General features: G+C 68.0%; 9 protein-coding genes and 1 pseudogene. 1 reads left to right on the top strand and 9 read right to left on the bottom strand.

All coding sequences use genetic code 11. The features are described 5' to 3' along the window. Nucleotides 1-3 precede the first annotated feature (3 nt). From MCHLDSM_RS09030 to MCHLDSM_RS08995, 8 genes and pseudogenes are all read right to left on the bottom strand, one after another. A pseudogene (locus MCHLDSM_RS09030) lies at nucleotides 4-2,894 on the bottom strand (FAD-dependent oxidoreductase). Beyond that, on the bottom strand, nucleotides 2,891-3,295 hold the full coding sequence (locus MCHLDSM_RS09025; protein ID WP_048469765.1) for a hypothetical protein: 405 nt from the start codon (nucleotides 3,293-3,295) through the stop codon (nucleotides 2,891-2,893). The pseudogene MCHLDSM_RS09030 and the gene MCHLDSM_RS09025 overlap by 4 nt, the downstream one beginning before the upstream one ends. Further along, on the bottom strand, nucleotides 3,288-4,286 hold the full coding sequence (locus MCHLDSM_RS09020) for a hypothetical protein (RefSeq protein ID WP_048469764.1): 999 nt from the start codon (nucleotides 4,284-4,286) through the stop codon (nucleotides 3,288-3,290). The genes MCHLDSM_RS09025 and MCHLDSM_RS09020 overlap by 8 nt, the downstream gene beginning before the upstream one ends. Next, a complete protein-coding gene (locus tag MCHLDSM_RS09015) occupies nucleotides 4,283-4,543 on the bottom strand; it encodes a hypothetical protein (protein WP_048469763.1) in 261 nt (86 codons plus the stop codon). The genes MCHLDSM_RS09020 and MCHLDSM_RS09015 overlap by 4 nt, the downstream gene beginning before the upstream one ends. Continuing rightward, nucleotides 4,540-4,995, bottom strand: coding sequence for a hypothetical protein (locus MCHLDSM_RS09010; protein ID WP_048469762.1), 456 nt, complete (start codon nucleotides 4,993-4,995; stop codon nucleotides 4,540-4,542). Before MCHLDSM_RS09010 ends, MCHLDSM_RS09015 begins: the two co-directional genes overlap by 4 nt. Next, complete coding sequence (locus MCHLDSM_RS09005) at nucleotides 4,992-6,170, bottom strand: polyprenyl synthetase family protein (RefSeq protein WP_048469761.1); 1,179 nt, start codon at nucleotides 6,168-6,170, stop codon at nucleotides 4,992-4,994. Before MCHLDSM_RS09005 ends, MCHLDSM_RS09010 begins: the two co-directional genes overlap by 4 nt. Then, on the bottom strand, nucleotides 6,167-6,919 hold the full coding sequence (locus MCHLDSM_RS09000; protein WP_234713935.1) for a hypothetical protein: 753 nt from the start codon (nucleotides 6,917-6,919) through the stop codon (nucleotides 6,167-6,169). Before MCHLDSM_RS09000 ends, MCHLDSM_RS09005 begins: the two co-directional genes overlap by 4 nt. An 80-nt stretch (nucleotides 6,920-6,999) precedes the next feature. After that, nucleotides 7,000-11,283, bottom strand: a complete 4,284-nt coding sequence (locus MCHLDSM_RS08995) for an AAA family ATPase (RefSeq protein ID WP_053082959.1) — start codon at nucleotides 11,281-11,283, stop codon at nucleotides 7,000-7,002. Between the two features lie 92 nt (nucleotides 11,284-11,375). Here MCHLDSM_RS08995 and MCHLDSM_RS08990 point away from each other — a divergent pair, with 92 nt between their 5' ends. Then, complete coding sequence (locus MCHLDSM_RS08990; protein ID WP_048469758.1) at nucleotides 11,376-11,825, top strand: nitroreductase family deazaflavin-dependent oxidoreductase; 450 nt, start codon at nucleotides 11,376-11,378, stop codon at nucleotides 11,823-11,825. On the opposite strand, the gene MCHLDSM_RS08985 is transcribed toward MCHLDSM_RS08990, so the two are convergent. Next, the gene (locus MCHLDSM_RS08985; RefSeq protein ID WP_048469757.1) at nucleotides 11,822-14,386 is read right to left on the bottom strand and encodes a flavin-containing monooxygenase; all 2,565 of its coding nucleotides are present in this window, start codon (nucleotides 14,384-14,386) and stop codon (nucleotides 11,822-11,824) included. The two genes, MCHLDSM_RS08990 and MCHLDSM_RS08985, sit on opposite strands and share 4 nt — an antisense overlap. Nucleotides 14,387-14,515: the final 129 nt, after the last annotated feature.

Below are 14,515 nucleotides of genomic sequence, written 5' to 3'. Positions count from 1 at the left end.
CGCTCACTCGAAGCGCTGCGCCCGCTCCTCGAGGCCTTTGAACTGCGCGGCCAGGGTCGGCAACGGAACGATCAGTCCCGCGTCCTCGAGCCGTGGTGGTGCCGGGGTTCGATCGCCGCGGGCGATGACAGCGGCCTGCCGATACCGGCTCGCCGGCACTTCGACGCTGGCGTCCTCGATGCCGGGCGCGACGGCGCGACGGTCCGATTTCGCGCGGCGGGCCGCGTCGCCGGGGAGTTGACCGCCCCAGTCGTTGTCAGCCAGGCGGTACTCCTTGCCCTTGGGAGGCCATCCCGCTGTCCCAGTATCGCTTCGGCTCCGCCACCCGCGGCTTCCGACGGGCTGCGTGGGCGGAACGGGATCCCCGGGCTGCGGCGGCGGAACGGTCTGGGCAGAGCCGTCCTCGGCGTACGCCGCGGGGCGCGTGCCCGGTGCGCGACCGACCGTGCCGGCGGCCTGCTCGAGGTACTGGCGCCACGCCTGCACATAGCCGAAGAGGTGCTGCGTGGGATCGGCCGCGGGTGGTGTCGGCGGTGCCGGCGGCGTGGGCGTCAGCCCCGGAGGGATCCCCGGGAGCGGCGCCGCGGCGGCCAGGGCCGCCAGCGATTCAAGCAACTGCCGCCACGCCTGCAGATAAGCCTGCAGTTGCTGGCTGTTGTCGTTCGGCATAGTCACGGTTGACCTCCAAGGGGTGGGATGAGGGTGTCCAGCGGATGAGGCAGCGACTGCTGGCAGTACTTCGAGTCCAGGATGCGCAGCGATCGGGCGTCGGCGGGTTCGCGGTTCTCGACATCGAAGATGTAGCAGTAGTCGCCGGCAGGAGTCGGCATTCGTACGGGGCTCGACAGCCCCTGGTCGAGAAAGCCATACGGGAAACGCCAGGGAAGAGTCGTGTGCTCACGCTCATCAGAACCATCGGATCCGACCCACACGTAGTGGTCGAGGATCGCGTTCACCGCGTGGCGCGCTGATTCGCAGGCAGCTTCCATCGACGTCAGTCGCGTGAAGGTGCGGTTCCAGGTGCCCGCGAACACCACTGAGTTGTGGTGCACCTGGTAGCCGCCGTGGCGTGCCTGCCACACGCCACGGTCCTCGAGATCGGCCAGCCATCCTCCGTGGCTCAGCACGTAGGTCAACGACGTTCCGTGCGGGTTCCACGGGTCGCCGCCGGGCCGGTTCTCCCAATCCCCGACAATCGGCACCAGATAGGGGGTTTCATTACGCACCACGCGGCCTCCACCCTGGCCGGAGCCGCTCTCCATCCGCAGCCCGCGGTCCAGTGCATACCAGACCGGCCACGGCAGCAGTGCTTCGGCAACGTTGTCGGCGTCGTTGGTCAACGCAGTGACGATCTGACGCCAGACCTCGGCAGCCATTTCGTCGGCCGTGCAGTCACGAGCAGTCTTTCCCCGACCCAATTCATCGACCAGATGCGTTGAGGGGGAGTTGAAGTCGGCGATGTCGACCGAAAGGACGGAGATGTGACCGTCCCGTGCCAACTGTGGCCGCTTCTCCCAGAGGCCGTGCTGGTTGATCGACGACAGCCCCCATTCGGCGCCCGCGTAATACATGTGCCCGCGCAGCAATTGGAATTCGGTGTCGAAGTAGAACTGAATTCCGGTCATGGTCTGGAATCGATCCCACGGCACCCGGCCGACGTCATCGACGAGATACGGGTTGCGTCGAGCTTCCGGGCGCGTCTGTTGTGGCTGCAGCGGCTCGTGCGGTGGGGGCGCCGAGGTGGTGAAGCCGTCGAGTCCGGCGACGGTACCGCCGGTACCTGTGTCCCGGAGAGCTGTCGTGATCCACTCCGCGGCAGGCGCATCCATGGCGACCACCGTGTAGTCCGGCGCCAACAGTGTGCCGTCGGTCAGCCTGACCCGCACCCGCGGCCGTAGGTGAGCGGGCCGGCCGGGGGCGGCGACCGGCGGCTCCAGACTTTCCGCGCCGGCGCGGACGAATCGCACACCGAGGGCGACCAGGTGCCGATACCAGTGGTCGAGCCAGGCCTCGGTGGTCGGGCCGTTCAGTACGCCGTCGGCCTTGTCGTCATGACGATCCATGTTCAAGAACAGCTGCAGATAACTGACGATGTTGGTGCGGGCGTCTCCCCAGTTGGGGTCGAAAGCCACGAGGACCCTCGGCATGTCGCGCAGGAGCCGGTCGAAGCTCGGCGAGTAGGTGTACTGCGCTACGCCGGCCCGGCCCCTGCCGACGAAGAAGTCGTATGACGACTGGTACTCCACTTCGCGGGCGCGGCGCAGCGGGCTGGTGACGAGGAACCGCAGCAACCTGCTCTGGAAGTACGCAATGTCCTCGGCCGGCAGGCCGAGCTGCCTGAGCTGCCCGAGGACGCTGAGGAACTCGGCGAGACTGCGCGGCCGTTCCCGGGGGAAGACGAGCGATGGCTGACCGGGCACGGTGGTCCCCTGGGTGATCACCCGACGCACGTTGTCCATCACGGTGCGCGATGTGGGCTGCCAGTTCCCGGCGTCGGTGCACTGGTAGACGGGGATTCGTTGCAGGAGATCCCAGATGTGCAGGTAGTAGGCGGGAAAGAAACGGAAGCCGTGCTCACCGGCCACTGCGCACCGCGGCGCGGTCGGTGTGCCGCGCCGGCCGGGAAACGGCCGCAGTTCGGCAGGACTGCCGTCGCGAGTGCCCACCGTCGAGTACTGCGACGCGGCGAGGCCGCCGAGCTTGACGGGCGGGTAGCTGCCCGCCGGCGCGGTGCCGAGCCCGTTGCGTTCGTCCTCGCGGTACTCGTACACGGTCACGTCGAAGCCCCGCTCGGCGAGCTCGTGTGCCGCGGTCATGCCGGCGATGCCGGCTCCCAAGACCGCGACTGTGGGTCGCGGGTCACAGGATGCGGGCGTCGCGATGCAGTCGGTCACGGCGGTGCCGCCCGCAGGGCGTCGAGCAGCTCGGCCTGCGTCGGTGCCCGCACGGCGGCGTGCACATATGCGTGCAACGTGTCGTTCATGCGCACAACGTCGTCCACCGGTCCCACGACGCTCACCGAGCCCGCGTCGATCGCCTCCGGCAGTGCGACGGCAGCGTCGAGCACGTCGATGATCGTGGCGCGGCTGGTGGTGACCCGTACGTCAGCGGACACCGGTTCGCCGTCGGCGACCACCAGTCGATCCCCGCCGCGCAGCGAGAACCGTTCACCGTCCACGTCGAGAACGACCACGAGTGACCCGAGGGTGTCCAGCGTCAGCCGGTAGCTGTCGGGCACCTCGTCTGCGAGGTGGTCGACCGACCGCCGCAATAGAGACGAAATGCGCTCAGCCATGCAGAAACTCGAATACAGCCGCACCGTCGAAGTCCATCCGCTCGCCTCGGACGGTTCCGGTGACGTGAGCGCTGCCGCCCGCCTCGCAGAGCACGGTGCAGCGGTCGAGGTGGATCTCGCTCGGATGAGCGAGCCGGGCATAGGAGGTGGGTCTGAACTCGGCGTGCACTGCGTCGCCGAGTCGGTGCGCGCAGATCTCCAGGCGTTCGGGCACACCGGGTACCGTGCCGTCGACGATCAGGCCCATCGGAGCCGGAAGCGTGCAGTCCGCTGCACGGGAAAGCCTGCCGTGCACGTGGGTGTCGACCGCAGAGCGCAGCAGCATCGCGGCAGGTTCATCGCGGTGCCAGACATAGACCGCCTGCGACGTGAAGCGAAGCCGCCGGCGATCGGTCATCTGCAGGAACACCATCGACCACGGGTTGGAACGCTCCTTCGGCACGATGGTGCCCCAGGTCCAGCCGAAGTCGCCGCCCCACCGGAAACGCCCCCAGTTGTGGTCGTGGTAGGCGAGATCGTCGTCGAACGCCATGTCCCGGCCGTCGATGCGCAGCCAACCGGCGGCACGAAGTCGCGGGACGAAAAGCCAGCTCATCCGTCCTTCGCCGACGGGCTGATTGTTCACCACGAACGGCCGGCTCACCGGCGTGAAGTCCATTACGCCGCAGATGTCGTGAGCGGGAAGGTCGATCTGCACGCGGTAACCGTCCGGTGTGACCCGCATGGTGTTGGCGCCGATGCTCAGTTCACCGAGATCAACGGACACCTCGACCAGACGCGGGTCGAATCGTTCGACGACACCGGTCCACCGAGTGTCGTGCACGATGACGATGACCCGGGCCGACTGAGGGCCGGTGAGACTGAAGTTGATGAGGACATGGGTGTCGGGTGCGTGGATGACGAAGTGATGCCACTCTTTGAAGTCGTCGGCATCCGCCCCGGCGAGCAGCGGCGCGCGGAGGAAGTCGCTCTGCGCGAGGACGGCGGTCACCGCAACCACCTTTGCGGTGGGCTCGGCGAAGGATGTGGCGCCGCGACCACGACGGAACCCGCGAGGTTCTCGATCGCTCTGCCCAGACTCGCCACGCCTACCAGCACGTACACGAAATCGTCTGCTGTACAGTCACTTCCACGGCTGGTGTCGAGCGCCATCTCGTCGATTGCCTGCGCCACCGCCGCGACACCCATGAGATAGCCGATGAGTGAGCTGTGCTCGGCGAGTGAGCAACGGGGATCGAGCAGCGTCATGCGAAGCCCTCCGGTCGGAATCGGGACAGGACGGCGTCGTCGAGGCCCTGCGCGACCACGGTGTCGGCGAACAGCGCTGCCCAGGCATCGGGGGCGCGTCCCGGTGCGGCGGGGCCGTCCAAGACGTTCAGGCTGACCGTCTCCCAGACCAGCCGAAGATTCTCGACGGCCTGCGACGAGGCGAGGGCGTCGCGCAACCGTGCGCCGTCGGGGGTTTCGGCGTAGCGACGCCCCTGCGCCACGAGCACGTCGTGCAGCCCGCGGGCTGCGGCAGGGTTGCCGAGCACCGCGCGGCGGAGGCCGAGAAGCACGTCGTACGTTGTCCGGTCGGCACCGGCATCATGGGGAGGTTCCGGGAGCAGTCGCGGAGCCTGCTGCTCGACCAGATCGAGGATCGCGGCGCGGATGCGCTCCAGTTCGGAGAGAGCGGCGATCAGCTCTTCGGATCTCATCTCGTTCGCCCGTGTACGTAGTCGACCAGCCCCGCGAGCGCGTCGCGGTGGTGGCTGGGGGGCAGCCAGTCGAGATCGGCGGCCAGGATGGCCGCCGCTTCGCGGGCGTGGTGGCCTGCCACCTTCCTGGCGTGCGCGATCGACCCGACGTCGCACATGAGCTGGTAGAGCCACCGGATGTCGTCCATCGTCTTGGGATCCGAGACATGCTGTGACATCAGGAAACTGTGGACCGACGCGCGGCCACTGGCCGACAATTCCCCGCGCCGGGTCAACGTGTCGAGCAGCTCGACCAGGCCGGCTTCACCATTGGTGGTAGGGCGGCGCTTGGCCAAAATGTACGCCGCACGTTCCCGCTCGGCCGGTTCGGCGCAGCGCATGACGTGCAGCAGCATCAGGGTTCGCTTGCCCTCCCACAGGTCGCCGCCGATCTCCTTGCCGTACTCGTCGGGGTCGGCGCGCAGATTCAACAGGTCGTCGGTGATCTGGAACGCGGCACCGAGGTGGCGCCCGAAGGTTTCCAGCGGTGCCCTCCGGTCGGGACCCTCGCCGGCGGCGATGGCGCCGACCTGCAGAGGGGTGATGAAGGAGTACCAGCTGGTCTTGAGCTCCACCATCGTCAGGTAGTCCGCATCGGTCAGCGTCCACGTGTTCGACCGGACCCAGTCGAGTTCGATCGCCTGACCCTCGACGGTCCTGCGGGTCATGTGCGATACCGCGCGCAGGATGCGCAGGGCGGGGCCCAGACCGATACGCTCGACATTGTCGAGCAGCGGCTGCAGCGACAACGACAGCATCGCGTCGCCGACGTTGACCGCCACCGGGATGCCGTGGTCGATGTGCAGCGTCGGTTTGCCTCGGCGCCACCAGGATTCGTCCTCGATGTCGTCGTGGATGAGGAAGGCGTTGTGGTAGAGCTCCAGCGTCGCGGCGGTGGGGAGGATGGCATCGAGATGTCCGCCAAGTCCGAGACACATGGCGATACCGAGCGCGGGACGCAGGGCCTTTCCGCCGCGGCGCGGATAGTCGAGGATCAGGTCGCGGAGCCCGCCCGTCTGATCGCCGTCCCCGTACAGCCGGTCGATCTCGCCGTCGCAAGCCTCCTTGCACAGGGCGAGATAGTCGTCGAGGAGATCCGTTGTCGGACTGCTTGATCCGCGCACTGCGGAGCTCATGGTTTGAAGGCGACGATTCCGTCGCTGTCCTTGACCCGCAGCGCGTACCTGATGCGGATGGCCATGGCTATCAGGTTGGCACCGTTCTCGCCGACGACTTCGACACTGGGCGGGACGCTGACCGCGATGTCGGCCGGTTCCTCACCCGGCGACGCGTCCGCTGCGCCCGCGTGCGGGATGAGTCGCCCGCGCCCGATCAGCAGTCCTTTGGTGACCGGGTTGTCGGGTGGCTGTTTGTCGATCTTCTCGATGCGGTGCAGCGAGTTCACGTGCCCCGCGGTCAGGAAGGTCTCCAGCATCGGATTGCCGTTCACCAGAAGGCTCAACACCTTCAGGCCGGCGGTATCGGTGATCAGGCAGGATGGCGCTCGATAGCCCGCATTCTCGACCTTGACCCTGGCGTCGATCAGCGAGTTCTGGATGGTGTGCTCGTCGGTGGTGTCGAGCTGCTGCTGGACGGTCGCGGCCACGCGGAGGTAGGGGATCACCGCCTCATCGACCTTCTTGGCCAGTGCGACGGTTTTCTTGACCACAACGTTGAGGAGTGCGTCGGGGCTGGGAGCGTCGAGAAGGGCGAGCGTGACGTCGAATGGCTCGGATGCGGAGTCGATGGACAGTACTGACGCCGCCGCCTTCACGTCATCGGCAGGCACCTGCGTCTGCGCGGGATCGCCGGTGTCCCAGTGCGGGATGGCCTGCCATGCGACGCTGCAGTTCTCGAACGTCTCGAGGACAGCCTGATTGGCCAAGGCCAAATGTTGCGCAGTCAAATACATTTCGGACCCCCTCGGGTGTCATCATGACACTCAAGATCAGCCCTGGGTAGTGCTCACTTCTGCTGCAGCACCACGTCCTGTCCGGGGGCCATCTCGCCGCGGGTGATCGCGTCGCAGTGCGCCAGATGCAGCGGCGCGACGGGGTCGTCGGGCAGCAACTCCTGACAGCGCTGGAACGCCGGGCGGGCCCCGTCCACGTCGCCCGCATCGAACAGTGCGAAGGCCTCGTCGAAGCACGGTTGCGAGGCACGCTTGGCGGCCCGTAAGTCGTCCGGATCACCGTCATACACTTCGTAGATCGTCACCGGCGCGCGCCGGTTGACCACCATCACCCGCTCCATTCGGCGGATGTCGAAGTGCTCTGCTTCGCCCAGCCCGGCGCGGGTCGCGTCCGAGATCAGCAACGTCGATCCGTAGCGCTTGGTGACGCTCTCGATGCGCGCGGCCAGGTTCACGGCGTCGCCGATCACGGTCAGCACCATTCGGTTGACGCCGCCGACCAGTCCGACGCCCACGGTGCCGGTGTTGATCCCGATGCCCACGCGCAGCTCCTGAGATCCCAGAGCCCGCCGTTCTTCGTTGTGGTCGCGCAGCGAGCGCAGCATGGCCAGGCCGGCCCTCACCCCGTCGGCCGACGACTCGAAGATAGCGAGGATCTCGTCGCCGCGGACGTCCTGCACCAGCCCGTTGCAACTGACGATGGGCAGTTCGACCGCGCGCAGGAAGCCCATCGCCAGGTTGCCCGCCTCGGTGATGTCCATGTCCTCGAGCATGGTCGTGTAGCCGCGGATGTCGCTGATGAGCACGGTCATCTCGCGTTCGACGCGGTGGCCCGCGCGGACCCGGCGAAGGTCGTCGATGTCGAGGATGCGCAGGACCTCGTTCGGGATGAATCGGGACTGGGCGTCGATCAGGGACTGCCGGTACTCGTCGGCGGCCTTCAACTCTGCTTCCAGCGCGAAGTTCCACAGCGGTGCGGCGGCCTGGGCGCACAGGAAGGTCAGCCCCTCGAGTTGATCCCGGCTGAAGGGTTCCGCGGAGTCGTCGCCATGGGCGTAGATGACACCGATCAGCCTGTCCTGCAGCTGGATCGGCACCGCCAGGCTGCGGCCGTCCTCGTCCGACGTCTGCGGACTGCCGCTGCGCGCCGCGTGCGCGACGACGTCCGGGTCGTACGACGTGTCGGTCGCCGCACCGCCGGGCGTACCCAGCTCGCCGTCGTGATGAGCAGCGCGGATCCCGAGATTCTCGGGAGGGCCGGTCAGCAGCAGCGCCCGGCGCGCGCCTGTCGTGTCCACGACCGACTGCAGCACGATTCGGTTGAGGTCGTCCTCGGTCCGAGCTGCCGACAGCGCCTGCAGGAGTTGATGGGCGACGACCGGGTCGACGCCGGCCGCACCCGAATGCACCAGCTCTCGACCGAGAAGCCAGGGATGCTGTCGCGCCAGCCAGTCGGTGCGCACCGTCACCCCGAGCCTCAGCCAGGTCTGATAGGCGGAGTGCAGCATGTGGTTGCGGAAAGCAGTTCGGCCCGTTTCGGCGTAGACGGCCGCCGCCTCCTCGTGTGCGCGGGCACTCATCATCGGCAGGTGGTTGTCCTCGGCAAGCTGGATGGCCCGATGCAGGTGGCGTTCCGCCGTGTCGTGCTTGCCGCGGACTCGTGCCCAGGCGCCCTCGATCAGAGCGAGCGCGGCCGCGTAGTTCTCGGGTGAACCCTCGGCGGCCTTGCGGTGCATCTCGAGGGTCTTGCGCACGAAGTGGGCGGTCGCCCGGTCGCGGGGCGCCTGGGCCATCATGCTCAGCGCGCCGATCATGTGCACCAGCGGGGCGATGGCCGTGCCGACCATGCCGAAGTCGTGGCTCATGGCCTCGTCTGTCGCCGCGTGCGCACCGCCAAGATCACCCGACCAGAAGTGCAGGCCCTGCTTCATGATCGCGGCCTGGCTGAGGATCACCTCCTCACCCTCGCGCCCGGCCGCCGGCAGCACCTCTCGCTCGTCGTACCCGCTCTCTCCGGCCAGCAGGTACACGTCGTCGCAGCGGCCCATCAGGTTGAGGGCCATCTGCTGCATGGCCTGACACATTCGGTTGGGAACGGGCAGGGATCGCACGTCGGGGATGAGGGACCGGGCGAGCATGTCGATGTCCGCGAGCGGCGTACCCACCCAGAACGTCTGGGACAGCAGCGTCGCGGCGAGGAAGCCTGCACTTTCCCGATCGCCCTGGTCCAACGCGGTGATCACGGCACCGCGTAATTCAGCGAGGCCGCTGCGCACGGGGTGGCGCCAGTGTCGGATGAAATTGTGGAAGTAGAAGGTGGTTTCGGGCAGGGTGTCCTGGTATCCCGGCCGCTGGGCGAGCTCCATCCCCGCTTCGCCGAACCGTTGCGCACCGATGAGGTCACCCAGGATCACCAGCAGTAGACCGTAATTGGTCAGCACCCGGGGCGAGGACCGGGTGTGGCCGTGGGCCAGCATGAGCTCGAGTTGCTTGCGCACCAGGAGCGGGAAGAGGTTCGGTCGCACGTTGTAGGACTCGTGGGACAGCGCGACGGCCAGGCGTTGCTTCTCCACGACCAAGGGGTCGTCGCAGGCGGGCAGGGCGAGGAGTTTTGCGGTGGTCCACCGGCTCATCGCCCAGCGCATGCGGAGTACGGCGTTCGCCATCCGCGGCTTGCCGGCATCGGTGGGTACCGGCTCGCCGTGGTCGGCGAGTGCCTGCAAGCCGGCGTCCATCGCCTCCTGCGGACGGTCGGCCGCGAACAGTCCTTTAACCCCGAGATAGGCCAGCCGCAGCTGGTCCGCCGGCTCGTCGAGATGTGGCGCCGCCTCGTCGAGCAGCCGGTGCAGCAGCGGGACGTCGCCCACGAGCAGGGCGGCGTCGGCGGCCCCGAGGTACAGCTCACGGGTTCGTTCCCGATCGACTCTCCAGCGATCGGCGCCGAGCAGGTCCAGCCCGTCGCGGCAGTAGGTCAGTGCCAGCGGGAAAGACGCCTGGGCGCGCGCGCGGGCCGCCGCCTGCCAGAGCACCTCGGCGAACCGGATCCGTTCGCGGTCGTTCTCGTCCAGGCACCGCCCGCCGATACCCACGTGGTGGGCGGCCTCGAACAACCGGCCCTCTCCCAGCGTCACCAGGTGACGACCGAGGCGTAGGTGTGCCGCGTGGCGATCGGCTTCGGTCAGCTCGAGGCGGGCGGTCTCGGCAACCCGGTCGTGGCTGAAACGGTAACGGGCATCCCGACGTATCGTGTTGGCGATCCGTCGGCCGTCCTGGTCGAGTACCTCGACCAGGTGCAGCTCCATGCCCGACCACAGCGCCCGTGTCACGACTTCGATGGGTTGACCGGCCGCGGCGGCCGCGTCGGCGAGGTCGAACTCACCTCCGATACAGGCCAGGGCGCCGAGCATCGTCCCGTCGATCGGCCGGAGCAGCCCGAGATGGTTGGTGAGGAACTCGGCCTCCGTCGCCGACACCTCGATGGACGCGAGCACCCGCAGGTCCCAACCTGCACTGTGCGTTTCGTTCAGCGGGATCAGCGCGCCGTCGCGTTGGGCGCGGTGCAGGAGCTGGCGGATCTGCAGGGGATTCCCGCCGGTGCGGCGTTCGAATTCCACGGCTACCGTCTTCAATTCGTCGCCCGCTCCTGCCACGCCCGCGAGCAGGGCTTCTATGTCGGCTCTCGGCATGGGGAGCAGCTCGAGTGTGTCGGACGCTGCGAATCCGGCTGCGGCGGCGTCAAATTCGCCGCTTCGGTAGGTGCCGACGACGAGCACGTTGCGCGGTGCCACCGCCAGCATCTCGGACAGCAACAGCAGCGAATCCCGGTCGGCCCATTGCAGATCGTCGACGGCCAGCACGACGGTGCGGTACTGCGCGGTGGCAGACACCAACTGGATGACGGCGCGGTGCAGTCGATGCCGCGCGTCGGCGGCGGCCACATCGGGCACCGGAGCGGTCGAGCCGAGGAGATCCGTCAGCTCGGGCACCAGTTCGGCCAGCACGCCGGGCAACGAGGACGACGCGTTGGTCAGTGTGGTACGCCAGCGATCCCGCTCGGCCGGTCCGGTGGTGTCCATCGCCGCGACCACGGTCCGCAGCGCCTCGCCGATCGCGGTGTAGGGCGCCGGCGCGCCCTCGCGGCACCGGCCGTAGGCGAAGACACAGTTGCGGGAGCCTATTTCTGCGCCGAACTTCTGGATCAGGGTCGACTTACCGACCCCGGGGACACCGCCGAGCAGCATGCAGGAACCGCCGGCCCGTTCGGCGGCCTCGACCGCGGCGCGCAATTCAGCAAGCTCGCGATGCCTGCCGACCACGAGCCCGTCGATATCCAGCAACGGAACGGTCACTGCATCGCGCCCCCCTCTACGAGCGAATGTCTTGATGATATTGACGATGCGGTCGACCCGCAGCCGGATATCGTTCGGCCATGACCGAGATCGACAAGAAGAAGCTCTACTCCGACACCGCCGCCCTCGACGACTTCAACCGCGCCATCGTTGACGAGTTCCGCGCCAACGACGGGGTCGTGGGCGGTCCCTTCGAGGGCGCCACCTTGCTGTTGCTGCACACCGTGGGCGCCAAATCAGGGCAGCCGCGGCTGTCCCCGCTGGCGTACCTGACCGTCGACGACAAGATGCTCATCGTCGGCTCCTACGCGGGCGCGCCCAAACACCCCGCCTGGGTGCACAACCTGAGGGCCAACCCGCGGGCTCGGATCGAGGTGGGTACCGAGGATTACGAGGTGACGGCCCGGGAACTGTCCGAGGACGAGCGCGCCGCCACCTACCCGAAAATCGTGGAAGTCGCGCCGGTGTTCGCCGAGTACCAGGCGAACACGACGCGGGCCATCCCGCTGTTCGAGCTCACCAAGGCCTAGCCGCAGAAGAACCGGCGCACTGCCGCGGCGAACTGCTCGCGCACCGGGGCGCCGGAAACGACGAGTCCGACCATGGTCAGCGAGCAGTGGGTGTGGCCGCGGGCCCGGATGTGTTCGACGGGTACGCCGGCTGCGCGCAGTGCCGACGCGTAGGCCTCGCCGCCGTCGCGCAGGACGTCGAACTCGTTGGTGACGACGACGGCGGGTGGGAGGCCGCGCAGGTCGTTCGCCTGCAGCGGTGCGATGCGCGGGTCGCGCCGGTCAGGCGCATCGCAGTACTGGTCGAAGAACCACTGCATCAGCGAGGCGTCCAGGTCGTATCCCGACCCGTTCTCGGCGTAGGACGTGCGCGCGGTGTCGGTGTCGGTGACCGGCGCGAGAAGCGCCTGCCCGGCGATGGCGGGGACGCCAGCTGTCCGGGCGGCGAGGCACACCACGGCCGCGAGGCCGGCGCCCGCACTCCACCCGCTCACGACGAGCCGGTTGGGATCCCCACCCAGGGCGGTGGCGTTCTCGGCCACCCAGAGCGCAGCGGCGACAGCGTCGTCGACCGCGGCCGGGAACCGGTTCTCGGGCGCGTGCCGGTAGTCGGCCGACACCACGATCGCACCGGTGCGGCCGCAGAGGTCCCGGCACAGCGCGTCGTCGGACGTCGAATCCCCGAGCACCCAACCGCCACCGTGGAAGTACAGAACGACCGGGTGGGGGCCGGGAGTCTCCGGCCGGTACAGGCGGTACGCCAGGTCGCCGGCGGGTCCCGGGAATCGGCCGTCGACGACCTCCGCTACCGCCGGCCCCGGCGGATACATCGCGATGATCGCGCTGAACGTGGCCCGTGCGTCCTGGGGCGGCATCGACTCCAACGGCGGCAGATCCATCAGCGCGGTCTGCTCGAGGACCATCTGCACGTCGGGCTGCAACCGGCGCACCACGCCATCGTGACACGCCTCGCCGGACGGCCCGGTGAACCGGAAGCCGAGATGGTCGCGAGCGATCATGTCCTCGCAGGCTGCTTGGTAGAAGTCGACGCCGGCGGTGTAGGGCATGAACACCCGCGGCTTGCCCGGGATGTTCGCGCCGCGGTACCACGAATTCGCCTGCGGGAACAGGGTGATGGACGCGCAGTCGTCGACGTGCTGCATCCAGCCCGAAACGGCGGTCTCGGTCGGCTCGACGGTGTGCAATCCGTGGTCGCGCACGTGGGTGATGATCTCGGCCGTGAGGTCGACATGCTGCTCGATCGAGACGGCCATGTTCGACAGCACCGACGGGCTGCCGGGGCCGGTGATCAGGAACAGGTTCGGAAATCCTCGGACGGTCAGGCCGAGATAGGTCTGCGGGCCGTCCGCCCAGACCTGCGCGAGCGTCCGATCCTCACGGCCGACGAAGTCGACCGACAGGACGGCTCCGGTGACCGCGTCGAAGCCGGTGGCGAAGACGATGGCGTCGACAGGGAAGGATTCGTGCTGCGTGTCGATCCCCGTCTCGGTGATCGACCGGAGCGGATCGCGCCGGAGATCCACGAGGCGAACGTTGTCCCGGTTGAAGGTGGTGAAGTAGTCGGTGTCGAGGCAGACGCGCTTGGCTCCGATCGGATAGCCGCTGGGGCAGAGTGTCTCGGCGACCGCCGGGTCGTCGACCGCGGCCGTGATCTTGGCGCGGAAGAACTCGGCCAGTTGGTGATTCGCGGCGGGATCGGACATCACGTCCGAGTAGACGTTGAGCAGTTCGAGCAGTTCGCCGATCTGCCAGGCACGTTCGTAGCGTTGCTGCCGTTCCTCCTCTGTCGCGGCGAAGGTGGGCGTCATCGTGCGCTCGATCGGGACGCCACCGAACGAGAGGCGGGCAGCCGCGCGGTAGCCCGACTCGTCGGTGAGCTGTTCCAGTTTGCCGGGCGCCAGGGGACCGTTGTGGGCCGGCAGAGAGAAGTTGGGGGTGCGCTGGAAGACGATCAGTTCGCGGGCCTGCTTCGCGATGTGCGGAATGCATTGGATGCCTGAGGATCCGGTGCCGATGACGGCGACGCGCAGACCGGTGAAGTCGACCGGCTCACGGGGCCAGTGACTGGTGAAATACGTTGCGCCCGCGAATCGTCCGATGCCGGCGATGTCCGGGTCCTTCGGGATGGACAGGCACCCCGTCGCCATCACCACGTGGCGGCATGTCGTCGTCTCGGAGCCGGCCTCGACCTGCCACACCGCGCCCTCGGCGTCCCAGCGCGCCGCGTCGATGCGGGTGTTGAACGTGATGTCGCGACGCAGGTCGAACGTGTCGGCGACGTGGTGCAGATAGCGCAGGATCTCCGGCTGGGTGGCGTACTTCTCCGACCACTGCCACGTCCGCTGCCAGTCCGGGTCGAAGCTGTACATGTAGTCGACGCTCGGGATGTCGACGCGGGCTCCCGGATAGCGGTTCCAGTGCCAGGTGCCGCCGATGTCGTCACCGGCCTCGAACACCCGCATGGTCAGACCGGCACGCCGGAACCGGTGGACGGCGTACAGCCCGGCGAGCCCGGCGCCCACCACCACGACGTCGACGACGGGACGGTCGCTCCCGGTCATCCCTGCATCGTCCGCCGCGGAGATCGTGCACGGAAGCGTTTCGCGCGTTTTCTCTCGCCGTGAGAACCCGTCGGGGAATAGATCCTCGCCGGAGGCGGTCGTGACCGGTCATGAGCGAAGAATTCAACT

It is taken from the genome of Mycolicibacterium chlorophenolicum, from assembly GCF_001044235.1.
Taxonomy (GTDB): Bacteria; Actinomycetota; Actinomycetes; order Mycobacteriales; family Mycobacteriaceae; genus Mycobacterium; species Mycobacterium chlorophenolicum.
The sequence above is the reverse complement of the archived record's forward strand: the minus strand, read 5'-3'. Positions and strand labels throughout refer to the sequence as shown.